Raw genomic sequence first — 17866 nt, 5'->3', positions numbered from 1 at the left:
AAGCCCATTAGCGCCGATGGTACTACATTTGTGGGAGAGTAGGTCGTTGCCTTTCTTGAATCCCGATTCTATCCGAATCGGGATTTTTTTTGCGCTATACTGAAAATTTTGATTCCTATCCATTCCAATTCCTGCAAGATTATTTTGTTTTTTAAATGTTATAGTTCCCCCTTAAAATGCTTTTAATCGATTTTTATATCGTTAAAACGTCATAAAAACACGATAAAATGCATAAAAATCCGATTTATTGTTTACTTTGCACTAAAATATAGACACGGTCAAGTTGTGTCGTGTAATTCTTAATTTTTTAGGAATGCTCCAATATCAAGACTTTAAACAGGATTACTATAAGATCCTTCAAAATCAACCAGAAATTTTGGACTGGTTACATCAGGACATGCTTCACGGTGTATGGTATGCAAATTTTAAATTTCCCAAAAAAATCTGGGTGAATGATGCTTTCTGGAAAACGCTTAAATACGAGGCTTCAAATGAGGCAGAATGTAATTCTGCACTAAGAAGAATTCTTAATAGTGATTTTAACACCAGGATAAAATCGTTTTTTGAAAATGTAGAAAAGGATCCTTCAAATGTTTGCGGAACCACGACGCACTATACATCTGGTATTAATAATTTGGTTACACTGAAAAGTGAGGGATTTAATGTTCTGGACCGTAAAGGCCATGTTACAGGAGTTATAATAAAATTTAAAAGGATTCGATCTCAAACAGAGATGGAGCTTATTAGAGATTTAGAAACCCTTCATGGTCATAATTTGATTTACGAGGAAACTAATGAAGTTGCTCGTGTGGGAGGTTGGGCTGTTTCTATGGAAAACCATGAAATCTTTTGGTCTAAAGTTACCAAGGATATTCACGAAGTAGATCAAGATTATGTACCGGAACTCGAAGGGGCTATTAATTTTTTCAAAGAAGGATGGAGTCGGGATTTGATTACCAAGGTATTCTCAGAGTGTATTGAATTTGGAAAATCTTACGACGAAGAATTTAAAGTTATAACTGCAAAAGGTAACGAAATTTGGGTAAGAGCTTTTGGTAAAGCAGAATTTAAGGGTGATCAATGTGTACGTGTTTACGGGGCTTTTCAAGATATCAATGAAAAAAAGCTTCGCGAGATCGAACTAGAAAAGAGTCAAGAACGTTTTGAAAAGATCTTCAATAATTCGTCGATAGGCAAAGTGTTAGTTAATTCCAAAGGAGAACTGCAAATGGTGAATGACGCCGCACTGGAAACCTTCGAATTGAAAGATATGGATCGCAGTAAGGTTATGAAATTAACCTATAAAGATATGATTCATCCGGATTATCTTGAGGAAGCTAACATGTATCGTAAAAAACTGTTGGCAGGAGAAATAGATAAATATAAAATGGAGTCCCGTTTTATTACCGCCAAGGGCAAACACATTTGGTGCAATATCAACACCTCTATTATTCGTTCTGAGGATGGCTCTGATGATTTGATAATTACTCAGGCTGAAGATATTACGGAGATCAAAAATCTTGAAAAGGAATCCCGCAATAACTCCATAAAATTCAAAAATGTTTTTGAATATTCTCCTATTGGAATGGGTGTAGTAACCTTAGATAGAGAATGGCAGATGGCTAATAAAAAGCTGGCCAATATAGTTGGGTACACTGTCGAGGAATTTATGGAACTCCGATTTAGTGAGGTTACCCATCCTGACGATTTAAAAAATGACGCAGAATACCTGGCAGAAATGCTGGAAAATAAACGTGATTATTATAGTGTTCAAAAAAGGTATATTCATAAAAACGGTCAAATCGTTTATGGTTTATTAAATGTTTCATGTGTTCGCGATGAGCATGGAAATATTTCCTCCCTTATTGGTCACGTCGTAGATTTAACGCAACAAATTAAGGCGGATCAGGCCTTAAAGCGTAGTTTTAATGAATTGCAGTCCTTACTTAACGCAACAACACATGTGTCTATTATTGAAACAGATCTCAATGGTTATGCACGAAAATTTAATAAAGGAGCAGAAAATCTTTTGGGATATAGTGCTCACGAAATGATTGGCCGAAGTGTTGCTTTATTACACGAAGGATCAGAAATTATTGAGAGAGGCAAGGAACTTTCAGAACAATATAATACAGAAATCTCCGGGTTTAATGTGTTTGTTTATGAAGCAAATCAAGGTCACTACAGTTCCGGCGAGTGGACTTATATTAGAAAAGACGGATCGAAATTCCCAGTTCAATTAGTGGCTACAGCTATTCGAAATGATAAGAATAAAATAACCGGGTATTTAGGTGTGGCTACCGATATTTCTGAATTAAAAGCCATGGAATCTTCTTTAATTGATGCTAAGGTTAAAGCTGAATCAGCAAATAAATCCAAATCGGAATTTTTGGCTAATATGAGCCATGAGATTCGAACTCCGCTCAATGGTATTATCGGGTTTACAGATCTGCTCATGCGAACGAAACTCTCAGAAAACCAGGCGAAGTATATGCAAACCGTGCAAACTTCGGCGAACGCTTTATTAGAGTTGGTCAATGATATCCTGGATTTCTCTAAAATTGAAGCGGGTAAGTTAGAGTTGAATCCGGAAAAAACAAATCTAACCGATCTATGCGTACAATCACTTGATATTATTAAGCATCAGGCACATTCGAAGGGCCTTGAGCTCCTTTTAAATGTTGGAACGGATTCCAGAAAAATGATGTACGCTGATCATGTTCGTCTACGCCAAATCTTAACAAATTTATTGGGAAATGCCGTGAAATTCACTAAGGAAGGTGAAATAGAATTGAAGGTTGATATTTCTGAGATTCCCGGAAATTCAGCAGAGTTGCAATATAAATTCTCAATCCGAGATACCGGGGTAGGTATTGCTTCAAACAATTTAAAGAAAATATTTAACGCTTTCGATCAAGAGGATGGATCAACAACACGAAAATACGGAGGAACTGGTTTAGGGCTTACCATTAGCAACAAACTGTTGCATCTTATGGGTAGTGAATTACAGGTTGAAAGTACAATAGATAAAGGTAGTATCTTCTTTTTCACGGTTAATTTCAAAACAGAGGAAGAGGAAAGTTATAAGATTTCAGGTTCGAATAAAATCAAAAATGTTTTGGTGGTTGATGATAATGCCACCAATCGTAACATTCTCAAGGAAATGCTAGCTGTAGATGGTCTAGTTTCTACCGTTGTTTCCAGTGGCATTGATGCGATAGATCTGTTGAGTGATGAACGCAACAACTTTGATCTGGCTATTATTGATTACCATATGCCATATTTGAATGGTGTGGAATTAATAAAACATATCAGAGAAGACTTGAAACTTGATAGTAATAAGTTGCCGATTATTTTATTGCATAGCTCGGGGGAAGATGCTCTGGTAAACAAAAAGACTAAAACCTTGCAGTTGGAAGCTAACATAGTAAAACCTATTCAAATCAATAAATTATTTAGTGTTATCTCTGCCATTCTATCACAGGATAAAACGATTAAATCAAACAAGATTGAGGATAAAACATCCTCAGATTTAGCGCAATTAAAATGCCGTGTTATGATCGCTGAGGATAATCCGGTGAATAAGTTTTTATCAAAAACGATAGTTGAGAAGGTAGTTCCTAATTGTACTATTATTGAAGCAAATGATGGACAGGAAGCCGTGGAATTGTGTAAAAAGCAAAATCCGGATTTGATTTTAATGGATATTCAAATGCCTAATTTAAGTGGCTATCATGCTACGGAGATTATTCGCTTAAATGAAAAAGAAGGAGAACGTATACCCATTATAGCCCTTACGGCACGAACCCTTAAAGGTGAAAAAGAGCGTTGCGAACAGCATGGTATGGATGGGTACATCACTAAGCCGGTGGTTTTAGAAACCATCAAAAAACTAATTATAGAACACATCGTAGAAAAACGTCAAAAATATCCGATAAAATAAGAATTATTATGTTTTAAGATTTTTAATTTCAAAATCTAGACCTATGAAAACCACGAATCAATTTGACCAACAAAAGGAAACTATTCTTTTTGTTGATAGCCGGGAGGATCACAAAAACGCCTTTGTAGATCTGTTAAAAAATACAGAGTATCAGGTTATTTGGTTAGAAAATTCATTCAAGGCTATACAATGGCTAAAAAATCACGGAGCACAATCGGTCTTACTTATGGTTGTAGATGGTCATATTAAGCCTTTAAGCAGTTTTCAAACTTATGATTATATAAAAAACGAATTAGATTTGAATGTACCTGTTTTGGTTGTTCACGAACAGGACGATACTCCGGATTATTCTGAATATCCAGGTTTGGATTATATCAAAAGAAATAATAATGAAGAAAATCTGAACAAAATAAAGGAAATTGCATCACAACAATTAGAATTCAATGGTTATAATCCGAAAGCATATTCTTTAAATTATTTAAGAGAAGTTTCGGATAATAATGAAGAGTTTATTGCGTCATCCATGGCATTATTTTTAAATTCGGTTTCAGACCGAATGAATGACATGAAAAAAGCGATTTCCAATCAAAAATATAAAGAGGTTAGTGAAATAGCTCATAACATTAAACCCTCGTTTGCCATGATAGAGAATGAAGCCGGTAGAACCTTATGTGATACTATGGCGCATTCCGCAAAGGAAGAGGAAATGTTTGAAATGGTAAATAAATTAAATACATTGTTTTTTGAACTCAAGGAACAGTTGCAAACCGACTTTCCTGCATACGACGCATTATGAAAAAACGCATTCTTGTAATAGAGGATAACCCTATGGTGGTTAAATCTCTGGAGTTTAAGTTAAATAAAGACGGATTTGACGTAACAACCTCTCCGGATGGTCGTGATGGGCTTGAGAAAATTAAATCTGAATCTTTCGACTTAATCTTAACAGATTTAATGCTCCCCTTTATTTCGGGAACTCAAATTATTGAGCAAGCCAAAACGCTGGCGCCTAACGTTCCAATAATTGTGTTATCAACCTCGAATCAAGAAGCTATAATAACAAATGCCTTTTCTATGGGGGTTTCCGATTTTATGACCAAACCTTTTAGCCCCAATGAATTGTCACTTCGTGTTAAACGCACTCTGGGCGTGCTCTAGAAATACGACGCACAAATAAAATGAATAAAACCCTACAATGACCTCCCATATCTTGAAAAATTTTACCCCTGAGTATTTCGTAACACTATTTGGTGAAGATTCTCAATTTATTAAAATTGGCCTCATTATTTGTACGCTTTTTATTGTTATTTCCTTATTCCTTATGGTTATCCTGTTTTATGCGCGTTATCAAAAAAATAAATTGAATAAACGCAAAGACAAACTGAATAATCTATGTATCGATTTTATAACAACCTATCTTTTTGATGATCAAATAAATAAAAAAAGATTTTTAAAACGATTTTCCAGAATACTTAAAAATGATTTTTATAAGCAAATTGCGACCCACCAAATTCTGGAATTTTCAAATAACATTAAAGGAGAATCTGTGGAAGATATTCGCGATTTATTTAAAGAACTGAATCTTGATAAATTTAATTTACGTCAGTTGCAGTCCCACCGTTGGGAGAAAAAGGCCAGAGCACTTTTCGTATTCTCCGAATTATCTATTCCTATTGATCTCGATGAGATAATCGGCCTTATAAATCATAAACGTATCGAGGTTAGGCAGCAGTGCTTACTATATATTCTAAAAGACGCAAAAAACAACCCTTTAGAATTTTTGGATCGCATCGAACGTCCGTTAACCTTATGGCAAAGAATTTACATTGAAGATAGTTTGAAAAATGACTATCAAGGTCAGATTCCTGATTTTTCAATTTGGCTAGAGCATCAATTCGAATCTGTAGTAGTTTTTGCTGTTCGTATGATTGGTGAGTTCAATCAATTTGAAAACATTCCCAAACTTGAAGCTCTTCTAAATACCGATAATGTGGTTATTAAAAAGGAAGTGATTCGTTGTCTTAATAAATTAAGTAATGAGGCGATTATCCCGGGTCTCATCCAAAATTTTAAAAATGAAACAAGTGGCGTTCAATTAGAGATTCTTAACCTTATAGAAAATAATGGTAATTACGAGCAATTTCTAACGTTGCTTACCCCAATAATAAAAGCCGAAGATAAGGTTAAAGTAACTTATTTTAATATGAACAGAATGCACTTTGCGAAGGAATCGGCCCTTAACGGTGATATTGTAAAATTTGCCCTGAGTGAAGAACCAATGCAAATGTCTACCGTGTAATGGATGCAGGTGCACAACATATTATTGAAATTATAAGCTGGTTTTTCCTGTACTACGGGATCATTATTTGTACAGGTTATTTGGTGTCTACCTTTTTTTCTTTTCAGGAGATTAGAGATTACAAAAAGCGTTATAATTTTCAAGATGAAACCCCACTTTTAAAATCAACGAATTTGCCATCAATTTCTATTTTGGCACCGGCATTTAATGAAGAATTAAATGTTATAGAAAATGTTTCTTCACTGCTAAGTTTGGACTACCCGTCTTATGAGATCATTATTATAAATGATGGAAGCCATGATGGTACTTTAGAAAAACTTATTACAACCTTTAATTTGGTTTTAGATGAAACCCGTTATTACAGTCCGCTGGAAACACAAGCTATACGAGGTATTTATGTTTCTAAGAAAAAGAGTCATAAAAATCTAAAAGTAATTGATAAAGCGAATGGAGGTAAATCGGATGCTTTAAATGCGGGAATCAATATATGTGCTAATGAAATTATTTGTTGTATCGATGTTGATTGTATTTTAGAACGTGATTCCCTGTTGAAATTGGTGAAGCCATTTTTAAATAATGAGAAAAAGGTGATCGCCTCCGGCGGAATTATACGTGTAGCAAATTCCTGCGTTATTGACCATGGCAGGATTACTGAAGTGAAATTACCCAATACCTTTATTGCCCGTGCTCAAATTTTGGAATATTTTCGGGCCTTTTTAATGGGTCGGATGGCCTGGTCGCGAGTTGATGGTTTACTCTTAATATCCGGAGCTTTCGGAATGTTCGATAAGGCCACCGTAATTGAGGCAGGTGGTTATAATACCAAAACTGTGGGTGAAGACATGGAGCTTTTAGTTCGTATGCGTCGTATGATGCGCGAGAATAAAACAAAATATGCGGTTGGATTTGTTCCCGATCCGTTGTGTTGGACGGAAGTTCCGCAGAAATGGAAAGTGTTGCATAGACAACGAAACCGTTGGACTCGAGGTACCATAGAAACCTTATTGGCCCATAGGAAAATGTTGTTTAACCCAAAATATAAAGTCCTTGGTTTATTAAGTACACCATTCTGGTTTTTCTTTGAGTGGTTGGCTCCAATTGTAGAGTTCTTAGGAATTTTGTTCTTTTTATATTTAGCATGGCACGGCAATGTTGATTGGACAGTCTTCGGATTGTTATTAGGGCTGGTGTATACGTTTGCCGTAATGTTCTCGGTAACGGCATTATATTTTGAAGAATACTCTTTCCAGCAATACAAAAAAGTAAAACACGTGTTCACTTTACTAATCACCGTACTTTTAGAACCAATTATTTATCATCCCTTTGTAATGTTATCGGCCATAAAAGGAAATATTGATTTTCTTCGAGGTAAAAAATCCTGGGGAAGCATGACGCGTCAGGGTTTGAAGACGCAGGTATAAGATTACGACTTCTAATTATCATAGTAGTTTCTCAGCTTTACACCGATTTTTACACCACAACCAAATACACAGACCAATTTAAGCCCGTGGGAGCAGTTTTAAAGGAATTGGATAACAACGATAGAAAAAGTCCAGTTATCAATGTTAAAATGATTGATTTAAACAGAAACATCTTACCTATGTACAAGCGGTTGGATGATAAGAATCAAAATCTTTAAAATGTTACTGACATTTACTTGTTTATAAGAATTTTATTATTTCTTTGAATTCATACATGTAAGAATTAACTTTAATGACTTTATTAAATTAAGTTTAAATATTTTTTCAATACGTGTAATGAAAAATCGCCTGCTAGTAATATTTTTTTTTCTAATCTATGGTTCGTCTTTTGCTCAGAATAATGACTTTGTAAAGGAATGGATGATGAAGGATACTTTATTTATATCTCAACTTTCTAAATCCTACAAGAATTCGACTGAAGAATTGGTTAAAACCTTGGAGACTGGTAGTGAAAAAGTCACTGATTTGGGCTTTAATTATAAACTAATGGAAGGTGGACATGGTAAAGGATATATAACATTTTGGTATCAAGTTCTTTTTTATTTTGATGATATAATTTCTGTTGAACTGATTTTAAAAAAGATACCTGAAAAAGGGGAAAAATTTAAAAATCTTTATAAAGATAAATTATCATTATTGTTTGAAGTTGATGATGATTATACTATTCAACCATTAGAAATTGGTTCAGAAAATTTATTTTGTCCATTAGGGGAAATTAATCCATTGTCAAATGATATTTTAAATTTTTCAATGTCTCCTTTTTCAGGTATAACTTATGGTGCTTATTGTGGTGAAGGCTCTCAATTATTAAAAAACAGAGCCTATTTTGATGCTGTAGTAACTACAGATAATTGTGAATATTTGATGCATAGTATTAACCCCGCAACTAGAATGATGGCAATTGAATACTACTATTTTAATTTAAAGAATTTTGAAAAAGTAGATGTTGAAAGGATTAATAATTGGATTAATAAACTTGTTTATCAACCCGTTTCGACTTCAACTTGTAGTGGTTGTATTGTTGGTGATAATAATACTAAAAAGCTAATTGAAAATCTAAAACTTGATATAAAGTATTATTATCCATCCAAATGATATTTAATGAACCCTCATTTTTTTATATGAAACCACACACGCAAACACTTTTTTTAAGTATCGGAATTGCATTTATAGTGTTTTTAGGTGCTGTGATACTTAGTTTAAACCAATGGAAACGAAGTGAGAATTCTTTTAAGAAACAAAAGGAAACTGATAAAAGACTAACCATAATTGAGCTTACCAACTTAAAAAGGTCACAACCTGACTTAACGTATGAGGAGTATTTATCCTTAGCTAGTAGTATTTATAATATTTCGAAGGAAGAAATCAAAGTACTTTTAAAAGTAGCTGATATTAACAAAGAAGATGATTTCAATTTAGCAATGCAATATTACGCCAATAATGACTATCAAAATGCTTATTCAACCTTTAATAAATTGATTAGTCCATCTTATTCATTGGAGATTCGTGCAATTAGTTATTCGTATTTGGGTAGTATTAAATTTAGGCAGTTAAAAGAATATACCCCTGAAACTTTAGGATATTTTCTTAATGCAAAAGAACTATTTGAAATTATTAATTCTAAAGAGTCGTATATACTTCAAACAAAAGCCAATAATTATTATGACATTGCTCTATTGTCAAAGTTTTTAGGACATAATCAGAAATCGGAAGAGTCCTATAGGAACGCTATTTTAACATATAAAGAGATAAATTTTGAGGGAAATTATAATTTGGAACTAGGAATGGTTTTTAATGATTTTTACATCTTAAGTAAACAATATAAGCTTGAGAAGTCTCCAATATATTATTTAAATAAAGCTATTAAATATAAGGCATTAGCTTTAGATGATGATCCGTCAATATTTAATTTAAGAATTTATTTAAACTCTATTAATGCTAAAGCTAACTATTTTGTAAAAGCAAGAGATTATAAGGCAGGTATAAATGAGTTTAAAAGTGGACTGGACAAAATAAATACCATAGTTCAAATTACTCCTTCAAACGAACAATACAAATTGATTAAGTCCAAATTTTTATCACAGTTTGCGGAACTTTATCTTCAAAAAGCTTTAGATCCCAAGTATCATTCAGGAAATGATATTGTTAGTGCAGAAAAGAAATTGAACCTTGCTTTAGAATCAATTGAAAACATTTCATTTGCTGATCCTGTCGATTTATTAACGGAATCTATTGTTTATTATGATTTGGGCTCAATGAATAGGTTAAAAGGGGATTATAGAGAGTCTTTTAGATATTTCACAAAATGTCTTGAAATAAGAAAAGACCTTGTCCAAAATCATCAAGGACATATAGACTTTTTATCTCAAATGGCAGGTGTTCAATTCGAAATTGCTAGATTATTTTCAGAAAACTCCAATATGAAAAATTGTAAGAATGTTTTAGAATATGGAGAACAAGCAAAACAAAACTACCTTATAACTAAAAAATTTATTCAACGTGATAACCATTGGTATAAGGAAATAATTAAAATTATGGATGATTGTAGGTGAATTGAATAAATAAATTTATTCGTCCCCTCATTCGTCCCCTAGAAAAGCAAAAGCCTTGTAAACATTTAGTCTACAAGGCTTTTTAAGTTTAACAAGTGGTACCTCCAGGAATCGAACCAGGGACACAAGGATTTTCAGTCCTTTGCTCTACCAACTGAGCTAAGGTACCTCGCCAAAGCGGTTGCAAATATATATTCATTTTTTAAAATCCCCAAAGGAATAATGTAAAAAAGTATAGTTTACTTTGTATCAAACCACTTCTGTTGCGCTTTAGGCTAATATTATAAAATTTTTAAGATTTTTTTAGTATTCCGTTTTGTAAGTTTACCACTTTAACAAACTATGAATCTAATAATCGACGTTGGTAACTCTTTTGTGAAACTCGCTGTTTTCCAAGCGGATAAGTTTATTCATAAAGAACAGGTTGAGCTTTCTAATCTGTTAGTTACTGTCGAAAAATTAAAATCTAGCTTTCCTTTAATTAAGGATGTCATCATAGCCTCAGTAAATACGTTGCCGGATCAGGATCGCGAAAAGCTGGCTTCTCGTTTTAATCTTTTAGAACTTAGTTGGAAAACAAAATTGCCTTTTAAAAACCATTATAAAACCCCGGAAACTCTGGGAGTAGACAGGCTGGCCTTAATTTCGGCTGCAGTGCATCAATATCCTGATAGGAATGTACTTATTATCGATGCAGGTACTTGTGTTACTTTCGATTTTAAAGACTCAGAAAATAATTACCTGGGAGGTGCTATCTCTCCGGGCTTACGCATGCGTTATAAAGCTATGCATAATTTTACGGCTAAATTGCCGGTGTTAGATCCTACTTTTCCCAGACATTTTGTTGGAAATACAACGGCTGAGGCGATGCATTCAGGCGTTGTTAATGGGCTGGTTAATGAAATTGATGGGGTAATTAGACAATATGAACAAGATTATTCAGATTTAACAGTTATTTTAACAGGTGGCGATGCTAAATTCTTGTCAAAACAATTAAAAAGTAGCATATTTGCCAACTCTAATTTCCTTTTAGAAGGCCTAAACCATATTTTAAATTTTAATTCAATTTAATGATTAAAAAACTTCTATTCATTTTTGTTGCACTCATAGCAATAAATAGTTACGGTCAGCAGAATACAGCCTCACCTTATTCCTTTTACGGTATAGGAAGTTTAAAGTTCAAGGGGACGGTTGAAAATAGGAGTATGGGTGGCTTAAGCATTTATACCGATAGTATTCATCTTAATTTGAGAAATCCGGCTTCATTCACAGGTAATGATCTTGAGACTATAAACGGAAATCGTCCTGTGAAATACGGTATTGGTGCAACGCATACCTCCACAACTTTGAAAAGTGATTCCGGAAGTAGTAAAGCGTCCTCAACCTCCATTGATTATTTAGCATTAAATTTTCCTGTAGGTAAATTTGGAGTAGGGTTTGGTTTAATGCCTTATACTGCAGTAGGCTATAAATTAGAATCGCTTAACGCTGATGGAAACCTTGAAAATAAATACACAGGTGAAGGCGGGTTGAACAAAGTTTTTCTTGGAATGGGATATCAAATCAATAAGTCCTTGAGTTTCGGGATTAATTTGCAGTATAATTTTGGTAATATCCAAAACAGCAGTGTTGCGTATCTATATGATCAGGATGGCACCCCAATTGTATACCAATCTAAAGAAAGCAATCGCTCAGATTTGAGTGGACTTAATATAGATTTCGGTTTAACCTATAAAACCATGTTAAACCAAAAACTACAACTTATTTCCGGTGCTACCTATACACCTCAAAGTAATTTATCGTCATTGAACCAACGGTATATTGCAACAGTGTCAGGATTAACTGGTCAGGATATTCCTTCGTATACAGTTCAAGTGGATCTCAAAGCCCAGGGCTTGGAAAATACCACCTTAGTGTTACCGTCTAAATACAGTTTTGGAGCCGGTATTGGCGAACCTTTAAAATGGTTTGTTGGTGCAGAGTACAATGCACAAAAAACCAGTAATTTTTCTAATGCTTTATACTCCAGTGGTGAAACTACATATGAAGATGCTTCAGGATTTGCCCTGGGTGGTTTTTATATTCCGGAATATAATGCGTTTTCAGGATATCTGAACAGAGTGGTTTATAGAGCTGGATTGCGTTATGAAAAAACAGGCCTACAATTAAAGAATGAATCGATTAAGGAGTTTGGCATATCTTTTGGAGTAGGAGTACCTGTAGGGACTTTATTCTCGAATGCCAATTTGGGCGTAGAGCTTGGTAAAAGAGGAACTACAAACAGTAATTTAATAGAAGAGAATTTTATAAATGTATATTTAAGCTTATCTTTGAACGATCTATGGTTCCAAAAGAAAAAGTACAATTAACGGTAACACAATTATTATGAAAACGAAAATTACATTATTAGCGCTGTTATTTTTAGGGTTGAATTTTGGTTTTGCACAGGAAGAAGCCATGACCAAGCTTTCAATTTTTCACGAATATGTGAAAGCTAAGAATTATGATGCGGCGTATAACCCCTGGATGGAAGTAAGAAATAAATATCCTAATTTTAATATCGCTATCTATTCTGATGGAGAAAAGATTTTGGAAGATAAAATTGAAAAATCATCCGGTGCAGACAAGGTAGCATACATTAATGACCTTGTTAAGCTATGGGATCAACGTGCCGAAAATTTTGCCAGTAAAACACCAAAAGGAGAATATGGAGCACAGGCATGTCAATTAATGTATGAAAATCGCAAAGTATTAAATAAAACGGATCAGGAGTTGTATGATTGTTTCGATGCCGCTTACAATGCTGATAAAGAGACATTCACAAACCCAAAAAGTTTATATACCTATTTCTCTTTAATGGTTCAGTTGTATGACGACGGTAAAAAGCCTGCAGCAGAATTATTTAGTAAATATGATGACGTGTCTGATAAGGTTGAAGCAGAAACCGAAAACTATTCTCGAAAATTGAATAAGTTAATTGAAAAAGAAGATAGTGGAACTGCATTAACTAGTAAAGAGGGGAAATATAAAAAGTATTATGAAAGTTACTTAAGAGCGTACGACCAGATCTCTGAAGGTATTGCCGGTTTGTTAGGTCCTCGTGCTAATTGTGAGAACTTAATTCCAATTTACTCCCGAGATTTTGAAGAGAACCAGACCAATGCTGTTTGGTTAAAACGTGCCGTAAGCAGAATGTATCAGAAGGAATGTACTGATGATGCCTTATACGAAACATTAGTAAAAGCGTATGATGAAGCAGCGCCTTCTGCCGATACAAAATATTTCGTGGGTACTGTTCTAATGAAGAACAATAAGGAAACCGAGGCTATAAATTATTTCCAACAAGCTTACGATCTTGAAAGTGATACCTTCAAAAAAGCAAACCTAGCGAATCGTATTGGACTTATTTTAAAGAAAAAAGGACGTTTTTCTCAGGCGAGAACATACTTTAGAGATGCTTTAAGCTTGAACCCATCTAATGGTCGTCCATATTTATCTATTGCTGATATGTATGCTGATAGTGCGAATAGTTGTGGTGACACTAACTTTAACAAACGTGCGGTATACTGGTTGGCAGCTGATGAGGCTAGAAAAGCAGCCCGTGTTGATCCAACGATGACAAAACATGCTGCGGCTTCAGTGGCGAACTATATGGCCAAAGCACCAAGTAAGTCTGAGATCTTTACCGCCGGTAGAGCAGGAGAAACCATCAATATTGGTTGCTGGATAAACAGCTCTATAAAAGTACCAACGATCAATTGATAGTAAAAAAAACATATTCATTTATATACATAGTCGCGATTTTTATCGTGACTATGTTTTTTTCATGCACTGACAACATCAAGGAAGTTCAGAAAATTGGAATTTCTGAAAACGAACCTGTTGGAATTGCAGAGGATATTAATTTAAAATATACCGATTCCGGTAGGGTTACCGCCAACCTTTTAGCCAGTAAAATGCTGGATTTTTCTAATAGGGATTTCCCTTATAATGAGTTTGTCAACGGACTTACATTATATCTTTATGATGAGGATAATCATAAAAGTAAGGTGGTCGCTGATTATGCCATAGTGTATAATAAAACCGATTTAATCGATCTTCAAGGTCATGTGGTGATTACCACATACGATGGAAAAATACTCAAGACCGAACAGCTGTATTACGATCAGAAAAATGAATGGTTGTTCACCAACTTTCCTGTAGAATTTACAACCGATCGGGATAAAATAAATGGTAACGGTTTTGATTCCGATTCTAAATTTACCAATGCTCAAGTGCTTGAGGTTACGGGTCTTATCACTATTGAAGACGAATAATTAGTAGGCTCATTTCACTAAAGGCGTTTCCTTATTTTTTATATTTGTAATAACCTTCACGCTTTAATATCGCTCAAAGAATTAAAGTTTTGATGAAGGTTACCACAAATCCGTTGAAATTTTTAACCATGCTATTGTTATGAAAATGCCTTAGGAATTTATAATTCTTAAATAGAAATTTTAATTAACAATAACGCAATTATTATGAAAACTAAAATTTCATTATTCGTACTGGTATTGGTGGGATTACAAATTGGTTTTGCTCAGGAAAATGAATGTGATACCAAGTTACAGATCTTTCATCAGGATGTTAAATCAGGAAATACAGATGCAGCCTATGACCTTTGGATGTATGTGAGAAAAAATTGTCCAAAGTATAGTCTTGCCATTTACACGGATGGTGAAAAAATTTTAACAGATAAAATAGAAAAATCCTCAGGGTCAGAAAAGGTGGATTTTGTTAATGACCTGGTTAAATTATGGGATGAACGCGCGGAGAACTTTCCGGGAAAAACACCAAAAGGAGAATTCGGGGCACAAGCCTGTCAATTAATTTATGAACATCGTGACCTATTAAAGAAAACTGATGAAGACCTTTATAAATGTTTTGATGAGGTGTATAAAACCGATAAAGAAACGTTTACCAACCCCAAAAGTTTATATACTTATTTTTCCTTGATGGTTCAATTATTTGATGCGGGGAAAAAACCCGGAGCCGAACTATTCAGTAAATATGATGATGTTTCAGATAAAGTAGATGACGAGGTAGAAAACTACTCTCGTAAGCTAAATGAATTGATTCAAAAAATGGATGAAGGTTCTAAACTAACGAGTAAAGAGGAACAATACAAAAAGTTTTATGAAAGCTATTTAAGAGCCTATGATCAAATTTCTGAAGGTATTTCCGGTCTTTTGGGAGACCGTGCAAAATGTAACATTCTAATTCCTATCTATACCAGGGATTTCGAAGAAAATAAGGCTAATTCACTTTGGTTAAAACGTGCGGTATCCAGGATGTTTCAAAAGGAATGTACTGATGATCCGCTTTATGAAAAACTGGTGATAGCCTATGATAAGGTTTCCCCTTCGGCGGAAACGAAATACTGGGTTGGTACCTTATTAATGAGGAATGGCAAGGAAACTGATGCCATGGATTATTTCCAACAATCCTATGAATTAACAACCGATGCTATTGATAAATCGAATATAGCGATGCGTATTGGATTAATATTGAAAAAGAAAGGGCGTTACAGTGCGGCCAGAAATTATTTTAATGACGCTTTAAAATTAAACCCATCCAATGGAAAACCTCATTTGGCCATTGCTGATATGTATGCTGATAGTGCGAATGATTGTGGCGATACAAACTTTAATAAACGTGCCGTGTATTGGTTGGCAGCTGATGAAGCTCAAAAAGCAGGGCGTGTTGACCCGACATTAAAAAAGCATGCAGAAGCATCCGTGGCCAATTATTTGGCGAAGGCACCAACGAAAACCGAAATTTTCCAATTTGAAAGAGGTGGTGAAGTGATCAATATAGGTTGTTGGATCAACCGATCTGTCACAGTGCCAAGAATTAAATGATTTCGATGTAAAATTTTCAACGTGTAAGTTCGGGATGTTATAGGGATTAACGCCATATATGATCTGGAAAAACCAATCATTTTTATGAAACACATCCTCCTATTTTTTTATCTTTGTACGAGTCAGTAACCTTGAAATCAATGAAGATTTAAGGTTTTAATGTTTTTAACTACGAATGAAATATTCCAAAATTTTTCTTTACGCCTATTTGGCTTTCGCTATACTCTTCATTTATGATGCTATTTCAAAATACATAGCTTCCGGAGAGATCGCTTATCCATCTATATTTCTTGCAGCCACTGCAATTTTTATGTTTTTCTTTAGAAGAAAATTCAGGAAAAAATACGAGAACAGAAATAAATCCGAGTAGATGAGTCTATCGGTCGTCATCATTATTCTATCTTTAATTCTATCTGCTTTTTTCTCAGGTATGGAGATCGCCTTTGTATCTGCAAATAAGATTCATATTGAAATTGAGAAAAAACAAGGCGGAATTTTGGCTAAAGTTTTAAGTAAACTCACAGCAAAACCCTCCAAATTTATAACCACGATGTTAATAGGTAACAACATCGCTTTGGTAATATATGGGTTTTTTATGGGCGATCTTTTGGTGGCCTGGTTTCAAACCATGTTACCATCGCAATACGGTTTTGTGAATTATTTATTGAATGACCTTAGCTTACTCACACAAACCGTAATTTCAACACTTTTGATACTCATCACAGCCGAGTTCTTACCCAAAGTGTTTTTTCAGATCTATGCTAATAAATTTCTAAAAGCATTGGCGGTACCTGCCTATTTGTTTTATGTATTATTTACGCTTATATCGGATTTTGTAATATGGATTTCTGATTTTGTGTTGAAATATTTTTTTAAAACAGAAGGTGACCAAATTCAAATGGCCTTTACCAAGGTAGAGCTTGGAAATTATATAAGTGAGCAAATGGAATCGGTAGAAGCTCATGAGGATGTAGATTCTGAAATCCAGATATTTCAAAATGCGCTCGAATTTTCAGAAGTGAAAGCCAGAGAGGTTATGGTACCACGTACCGAGATCGTAGCGGTAGAGATCAATGAATCCATCAAAACCTTAAATAATTTATTCACGGAAACCGGCTACACAAAAATTTTGGTATATAAAGATAGTATTGATGATATTTTGGGCTATGTGCATTCTTTTGAATTATTCAAAAAACCAAAAAACATTAAGTCGATGATGTTACCGGTAGAGTTTGTGCCCGAAACTGTTTTGGTAAAAGATGTTTTGAGCTTGTTAACCAAAAAACGCCGAAGCATGTCGGTTGTTATTGATGAATACGGAGGCACTTCCGGAATTATGACTGTGGAAGATATCGTTGAGGAATTGTTTGGTGAAATTGAAGATGAACACGATACCGTAGACCTTGTGGAGCATCAAATTGATGAGCATACCTTTAAATTTTCGGCCAGATTAGAGGTCGATTATGTAAATGAAACCTATAAGATCAATTTACCCGATAGTGAAAACTACGAAACGCTTGGAGGTTTAGTGGTAAGTCATACTGAAGAGATTCCAGAGCAAAATGAAGTTGTTAGGATCGAAGGTTTTCAATTTAAAATCCTGGAAGTTTCCAATACAAAAATTGATATGGTGGAACTTAAAATAGTAGATGAAGACTAACATTTTTCATTAAAAAAGCATTTAAAAAAAC

General features: G+C 34.3%; 14 protein-coding genes and 1 tRNA gene. 14 read left to right on the top strand and 1 reads right to left on the bottom strand.

The window, feature by feature from the left end; translation table 11 throughout:
* The first annotated feature begins 313 nt into the window (after positions 1 to 313).
* The 7 genes from ABD682_RS14670 (at position 314) to ABD682_RS14640 (ending at position 10275) form a co-directional block, all read left to right on the top strand.
* Positions 314 to 3943: a PAS domain S-box protein gene (locus ABD682_RS14670; RefSeq protein WP_344742383.1), complete on the top strand. Its 3630-nt coding sequence runs from the start codon at positions 314 to 316 to the stop codon at positions 3941 to 3943.
* Between the two features lie 43 nt (positions 3944 to 3986).
* Positions 3987 to 4739: an Hpt domain-containing protein gene (locus ABD682_RS14665; RefSeq protein ID WP_344742382.1), complete on the top strand. Its 753-nt coding sequence runs from the start codon at positions 3987 to 3989 to the stop codon at positions 4737 to 4739.
* Complete coding sequence (locus tag ABD682_RS14660; protein ID WP_344742381.1) at positions 4736 to 5101, top strand: response regulator transcription factor; 366 nt, start codon at positions 4736 to 4738, stop codon at positions 5099 to 5101. Before ABD682_RS14665 ends, ABD682_RS14660 begins: the two co-directional genes overlap by 4 nt.
* A 37-nt stretch (positions 5102 to 5138) precedes the next feature.
* Entirely contained in the window at positions 5139 to 6242 is a 1104-nt protein-coding gene (locus tag ABD682_RS14655) for a HEAT repeat domain-containing protein (RefSeq protein WP_344742380.1), read from the top strand.
* Positions 6242 to 7663 carry a glycosyltransferase family 2 protein gene (locus ABD682_RS14650; protein ID WP_344742379.1) on the top strand — a complete coding sequence of 474 codons (1422 nt, stop codon included), beginning with the start codon at positions 6242 to 6244 and terminating at the stop codon, positions 7661 to 7663. Before ABD682_RS14655 ends, ABD682_RS14650 begins: the two co-directional genes overlap by 1 nt.
* Before the next feature lie 336 nt (positions 7664 to 7999).
* The gene (locus ABD682_RS14645; protein ID WP_344742377.1) at positions 8000 to 8818 is read left to right on the top strand and encodes a hypothetical protein; all 819 of its coding nucleotides are present in this window, start codon (positions 8000 to 8002) and stop codon (positions 8816 to 8818) included.
* Positions 8819 to 8844: 26 nt separating this feature from the next.
* The gene (locus tag ABD682_RS14640; protein ID WP_344742376.1) at positions 8845 to 10275 is read left to right on the top strand and encodes a hypothetical protein; all 1431 of its coding nucleotides are present in this window, start codon (positions 8845 to 8847) and stop codon (positions 10273 to 10275) included.
* 96 nt (positions 10276 to 10371) lie between these two features.
* Here the strand turns inward: ABD682_RS14640 and ABD682_RS14635 are convergent.
* Positions 10372 to 10444, bottom strand: a tRNA-Phe gene (locus ABD682_RS14635).
* A 173-nt stretch (positions 10445 to 10617) separates the two neighbouring features.
* Here ABD682_RS14635 and ABD682_RS14630 point away from each other — a divergent pair.
* The 7 genes from ABD682_RS14630 to ABD682_RS14600 all read left to right on the top strand — a co-directional run bounded on the left by ABD682_RS14630 (position 10618) and on the right by ABD682_RS14600 (position 17835).
* On the top strand, positions 10618 to 11346 hold the full coding sequence (locus ABD682_RS14630) for a type III pantothenate kinase (RefSeq protein WP_344742375.1): 729 nt from the start codon (positions 10618 to 10620) through the stop codon (positions 11344 to 11346).
* On the top strand, positions 11346 to 12644 hold the full coding sequence (gene bamG / locus ABD682_RS14625; protein WP_344742374.1) for a BamG family beta-barrel-assembly machinery protein: 1299 nt from the start codon (positions 11346 to 11348) through the stop codon (positions 12642 to 12644). The genes ABD682_RS14630 and bamG overlap by 1 nt, the downstream gene beginning before the upstream one ends.
* Positions 12645 to 12660: 16 nt before the next feature.
* Complete coding sequence (locus ABD682_RS14620; protein ID WP_344742373.1) at positions 12661 to 14037, top strand: tetratricopeptide repeat protein; 1377 nt, start codon at positions 12661 to 12663, stop codon at positions 14035 to 14037.
* Positions 14034 to 14591, top strand: a complete 558-nt coding sequence (gene lptC / locus ABD682_RS14615) for an LPS export ABC transporter periplasmic protein LptC (RefSeq protein WP_395361079.1) — start codon at positions 14034 to 14036, stop codon at positions 14589 to 14591. The genes ABD682_RS14620 and lptC overlap by 4 nt, the downstream gene beginning before the upstream one ends.
* A gap of 204 nt (positions 14592 to 14795) precedes the next feature.
* Positions 14796 to 16175, top strand: a complete 1380-nt coding sequence (locus tag ABD682_RS14610; protein ID WP_344742370.1) for a tetratricopeptide repeat protein — start codon at positions 14796 to 14798, stop codon at positions 16173 to 16175.
* 175 nt (positions 16176 to 16350) lie between these two features.
* Positions 16351 to 16545, top strand: a complete 195-nt coding sequence (locus tag ABD682_RS14605) for a hypothetical protein (RefSeq protein ID WP_344742369.1) — start codon at positions 16351 to 16353, stop codon at positions 16543 to 16545.
* Positions 16546 to 17835: a hemolysin family protein gene (locus ABD682_RS14600; RefSeq protein ID WP_344742368.1), complete on the top strand. Its 1290-nt coding sequence runs from the start codon at positions 16546 to 16548 to the stop codon at positions 17833 to 17835.
* The last annotated feature ends 31 nt before the right edge of the window (positions 17836 to 17866 follow it).

This window comes from Gaetbulibacter aestuarii, from assembly GCF_039537665.1.
In the GTDB taxonomy this organism is placed as follows: Bacteria; Bacteroidota; Bacteroidia; order Flavobacteriales; family Flavobacteriaceae; genus Gaetbulibacter_A; species Gaetbulibacter_A aestuarii.
This window is presented reverse-complemented; position numbering and strand designations above follow the sequence as displayed.

Excerpts from the sequence above, each read along its gene's own strand:
- ABD682_RS14600 (WP_344742368.1), top strand. The coding sequence starts at position 16,546 with ATGAGTCTATCGGTCGTCATCATTATTCTATCTTTAATTCTATCTGCT.
- ABD682_RS14605 (WP_344742369.1), top strand. The coding sequence starts at position 16,351 with ATGAAATATTCCAAAATTTTTCTTTACGCCTATTTGGCTTTCGCTATA.
- ABD682_RS14655 (WP_344742380.1), top strand. The coding sequence starts at position 5,139 with ATGACCTCCCATATCTTGAAAAATTTTACCCCTGAGTATTTCGTAACA.
- ABD682_RS14610 (WP_344742370.1), top strand. The coding sequence starts at position 14,796 with ATGAAAACTAAAATTTCATTATTCGTACTGGTATTGGTGGGATTACAA.
- ABD682_RS14630 (WP_344742375.1), top strand. The coding sequence starts at position 10,618 with ATGAATCTAATAATCGACGTTGGTAACTCTTTTGTGAAACTCGCTGTT.
- bamG (WP_344742374.1), top strand. The coding sequence starts at position 11,346 with ATGATTAAAAAACTTCTATTCATTTTTGTTGCACTCATAGCAATAAAT.
- ABD682_RS14650 (WP_344742379.1), top strand. The coding sequence starts at position 6,242 with ATGGATGCAGGTGCACAACATATTATTGAAATTATAAGCTGGTTTTTC.
- ABD682_RS14665 (WP_344742382.1), top strand. The coding sequence starts at position 3,987 with ATGAAAACCACGAATCAATTTGACCAACAAAAGGAAACTATTCTTTTT.
- ABD682_RS14620 (WP_344742373.1), top strand. The coding sequence starts at position 12,661 with ATGAAAACGAAAATTACATTATTAGCGCTGTTATTTTTAGGGTTGAAT.
- ABD682_RS14640 (WP_344742376.1), top strand. The coding sequence starts at position 8,845 with ATGAAACCACACACGCAAACACTTTTTTTAAGTATCGGAATTGCATTT.
- ABD682_RS14645 (WP_344742377.1), top strand. The coding sequence starts at position 8,000 with ATGAAAAATCGCCTGCTAGTAATATTTTTTTTTCTAATCTATGGTTCG.
- ABD682_RS14660 (WP_344742381.1), top strand. The coding sequence starts at position 4,736 with ATGAAAAAACGCATTCTTGTAATAGAGGATAACCCTATGGTGGTTAAA.
- ABD682_RS14670 (WP_344742383.1), top strand. The coding sequence starts at position 314 with ATGCTCCAATATCAAGACTTTAAACAGGATTACTATAAGATCCTTCAA.